This is a genomic window from Desulfobacterium sp. N47, assembly GCF_051233685.1.
Lineage (GTDB): Bacteria > Desulfobacterota > Desulfobacteria > Desulfobacterales > RPRI01 > RPRI01.
On the sequence record NZ_JBAMMY010000271.1, the window covers coordinates 1 to 3,259 of the forward strand.

The 3,259-nt window shown below is 34.1% G+C and carries 4 protein-coding genes; 2 read left to right on the top strand and 2 right to left on the bottom strand.

All coding sequences use genetic code 11. The annotated features are described in order from the left end of the window. Window positions 1–267, top strand: a 267-nt coding sequence (locus tag VXK47_RS17220) for an integrase core domain-containing protein (RefSeq protein WP_435550018.1), incomplete at its 5' end; no start/stop codon positions are given. 249 nt (window positions 268–516) lie between these two features. On the opposite strand, the gene VXK47_RS17225 is transcribed toward VXK47_RS17220, so the two are convergent. Together VXK47_RS17225 and VXK47_RS17230 are read right to left on the bottom strand one after the other, a co-directional pair. After that, complete coding sequence (locus tag VXK47_RS17225) at window positions 517–1,134, bottom strand: HAD family hydrolase (RefSeq protein ID WP_435550019.1); 618 nt, start codon at window positions 1,132–1,134, stop codon at window positions 517–519. A gap of 61 nt (window positions 1,135–1,195) precedes the next feature. Further along, window positions 1,196–1,897 carry a DUF1573 domain-containing protein gene (locus tag VXK47_RS17230; protein WP_262987230.1) on the bottom strand — a complete coding sequence of 234 codons (702 nt, stop codon included), beginning with the start codon at window positions 1,895–1,897 and terminating at the stop codon, window positions 1,196–1,198. Between the two features lie 348 nt (window positions 1,898–2,245). Between VXK47_RS17230 and VXK47_RS17235 the strand changes: the two genes are divergently transcribed. Next, the gene (locus VXK47_RS17235; protein ID WP_435550020.1) at window positions 2,246–2,533 is read left to right on the top strand and encodes a ComEA family DNA-binding protein; all 288 of its coding nucleotides are present in this window, start codon (window positions 2,246–2,248) and stop codon (window positions 2,531–2,533) included. Window positions 2,534–3,259 lie beyond the last annotated feature (726 nt).

Here is a 3,259-nt window from a genome sequence, read left to right on the forward strand (position 1 = left end):
ACAAAGATTCTTAATACAAACAATATCCGGATCAGCATGGATGGCAAAGGGAGATGGAAGGATAATATATATATTGAGCGGTTATGGTGGAGTGTAAAATACGAGGAAGTTTATTTAAAGGCCTATGGTTCGATTGCCGAAGCCAGACAAGAAATTAAAAACTATTTTGAATTATATAACTATGAACGGCCGCATCAAAAACTTGACAAAAAAACACCGGATATGGTCTACTGGGAAACACTTCCCAGGAAAGAGACAGCAGCCTGAATAAGCAGTTTATCACTTAAAAAAAGCATTTTGCTGTTCAAACAATCCCGACCACCGCTGTCTATCGCTCGTGATGGGGATAACATAGTCGTTAAGGGAAGAATGATGGGTGCAATGGTAACTTCCATATATTGTAAACCTAAAGATCTATGGGATTCTTTAAGCCTGTTATCCTGGCCAGTAATAAGTTATGTGCCGGTAATGATGGTTAAGGGCTTTTTAGCAAAAAATAAAGATAAAAAATAGAGTTCACACAAGAAGGATATCTCCAAGCTCTTTAAGACGTGAGATGTGGTAATCAGCAGAAAGTGAGCCGTTACGGTAGGAAACAAGCGGAATGCCGGCAGCTTTTGCAGCAGTTTCATCTACAACCGAATCCCCTATATAAATAACCTGCTGGGGTTTAACATCAAAATATTCAACTATTTTCAACAAAGGTTCCGGATGAGGCTTTGAGTGCTTCACATCAAGAGCGCATACAACAAGATCAAAATAATCTTCTATACCAAATTCGAATAATATTCCACGCATAGTATCCGTCCTGTTGGTAGCGATGGAAGTTTTATATTTCGGCCTGATTTTTTTAAGAAGGTTTATCAAATCAGGTTCGATTATCATGCTCTTGAAAAAAGGTTTATAAGACATTTCTTTGCGGAAAGACTGAACAATATCAATTAGTTCAGGATCATTAAATAGATTGGCAACTACTTGATCTGCGGTATGCATATGAGCATAAGCAAACTGCTCTTGAGTCATCTCCGGTTTGCCGAAATGCTGAAGAATACTGTTATAGTAATCCATATTGGCTTGTCCCGAGTCAAACATAACTCCATCACAGTCGAAAGCAACTACTTTAAAATCGTTCATAAATTTTCTCACTAACACATAATCCTATAAGCTATCTTTGCCTTATCCCCGGCCTCTGTTGTTAATATATGTTTCCAATAACAGGAATTTTTATTTCATTGTTAATTGAACTGTCTGTTCTTATGATAATCCAATCATAGTATTTACCTTTAACGGTTGCTATATTTTTAACGATTAATGTATATTGTTTTGGATTTGATTCTTTTTCTTTTTCAAGATTTACAGCTATATTATTGCTGTTTTGTGCTTTAACGTCTTTTATATTAAACGGATATTTTTCTTCAGGAACAACAACTACCGAAACGGATATTTCCTTATCAGACGGCCCGCTTAAAAAAACTTTATTTGGTCTGACATCTACAATTTTTTCAACTATTCCTCGTACTGCAAGATAGGTCTTTGGCTTTTTTTTGTCATTTGTATAAACAACTATATTTTTTTTAACGGACTTTCCACCATATCCGGCTGTATTAACACTGATTGTAATTTTACCCTCGCCTCCGGCAGGGATCTGTTTCGGAAAAGAAACAGCTGTGCACCCTCATCCTGTTTGTACCTTATAGATTTCAAGAGGCGCACCCCCACTATTTTGAATAACATAATCATGAACTATTTTAACGCCTTCAGGTACTTGATCGAATATATAACTGCTTTCAGGAACAACGGCATTCGGCTGATTTTCCCCATTGTCACCATGCGAAAGTGAATATGATACTATTAATAAAATAACAGAAAAACAGGTAACAAACAGTTTATGTTTCATAAAAACTCCCTTTATAATTATGTATGCTTAATTTATATCAAAAGATAGAATTTTAAAATAAAATGTCAAGCATATTATAATAGTTTCATAAGAAACGATGTAAGCGTTATGATAGTACAAATTTGTAACTATAGGAATTACAGTGTAAATTAAGGCTTGACAAGCCGCTTATAATATGTTCAATAATGCATTATATATCAGCCATCTATATAATATCTATAAATATATTTACGTTTTAATCTGCAACAGCCTTGTATGTACCTTTAAATTTGCTGATCCGGTTTATATGATATTGGGTTTTACCTATAATGCCGATAGTAAATAAACATTTAATAAAGGAGAAAACACATGAAAAATTTAAAACGGAGTATTAGTTTGTGCATTGTGATTGCATTTGTTTTAGCTTCAGGAATTTCTGCCTTTGCAAAAGATGAAGTTAGGATCAACATTAATAAGGCAACAGTTAAGGAGCTTGTTAAACTGAAAAAGGTCGGCACAAAAGTTGCTGAAAAAATTGTTGAATACAGAGAAAAAAACGGGCCTTTCGCAAAACCGGAAGATATAATGAAAGTGTCAGGTATCGGTAAGAAAATATTCGAGCTTAATAAAGATATGATCAGTGTTAGTACCCCCTGATATATCAAAAACATTTTCCTTGAATCCGGCCACAAGAAATTATATGTGGCCGGACTTGTCTTTACATTTTCTTATTCCTGCCTTTTTTGCTAAGCCTCTAAATAAATTTCCTATACTTTTTTATATTAACCGGTACTAATTTTTTAATAATCAAATACTTAGAATAACTATAAGCTCGTTGATATTTTTTTAATAAGTGTAATTCATACTTGACAAATTTCTCGGATATATCCAATATGTGAACGTATAAAATTCATATTTTAAAACACTTCAAATCAGATTGGTATTATACAGACAAGTTTGCTATATCAGTGAAGTACATGATACCTTTTAAAATATCCGGTTTTGCTAAAATTTTGGAAAAATGAAAATTCAATCACAGTTTACATTGAGTATTTTCGTGATAGTGCTATATCATTTTGGTTTATATCAATTTGAGTAATAGTTGAGACCAATATCGATAGATTAAGTGGTTATTATTTAAGTACATCTATTTGTAACTTACCGGGCGGAGCTGTCTTCAGTAAATCTCTGAGAAAGCTTTGAAAAACTCAATAGAGGAGGAGATTTAATAAGTCGGTCAAGATTTGCCGCAAGGCGACCACCGTGTCGATTTAAGTGTTAACGTCGGCGAAATATCCTTTCAACGCATTGCATATCAAAGATGTTTTGGAGGGGATAGCGGTAAAAGACAGCAAAGATTCTTTTGGAGACAACAGTTGTCCC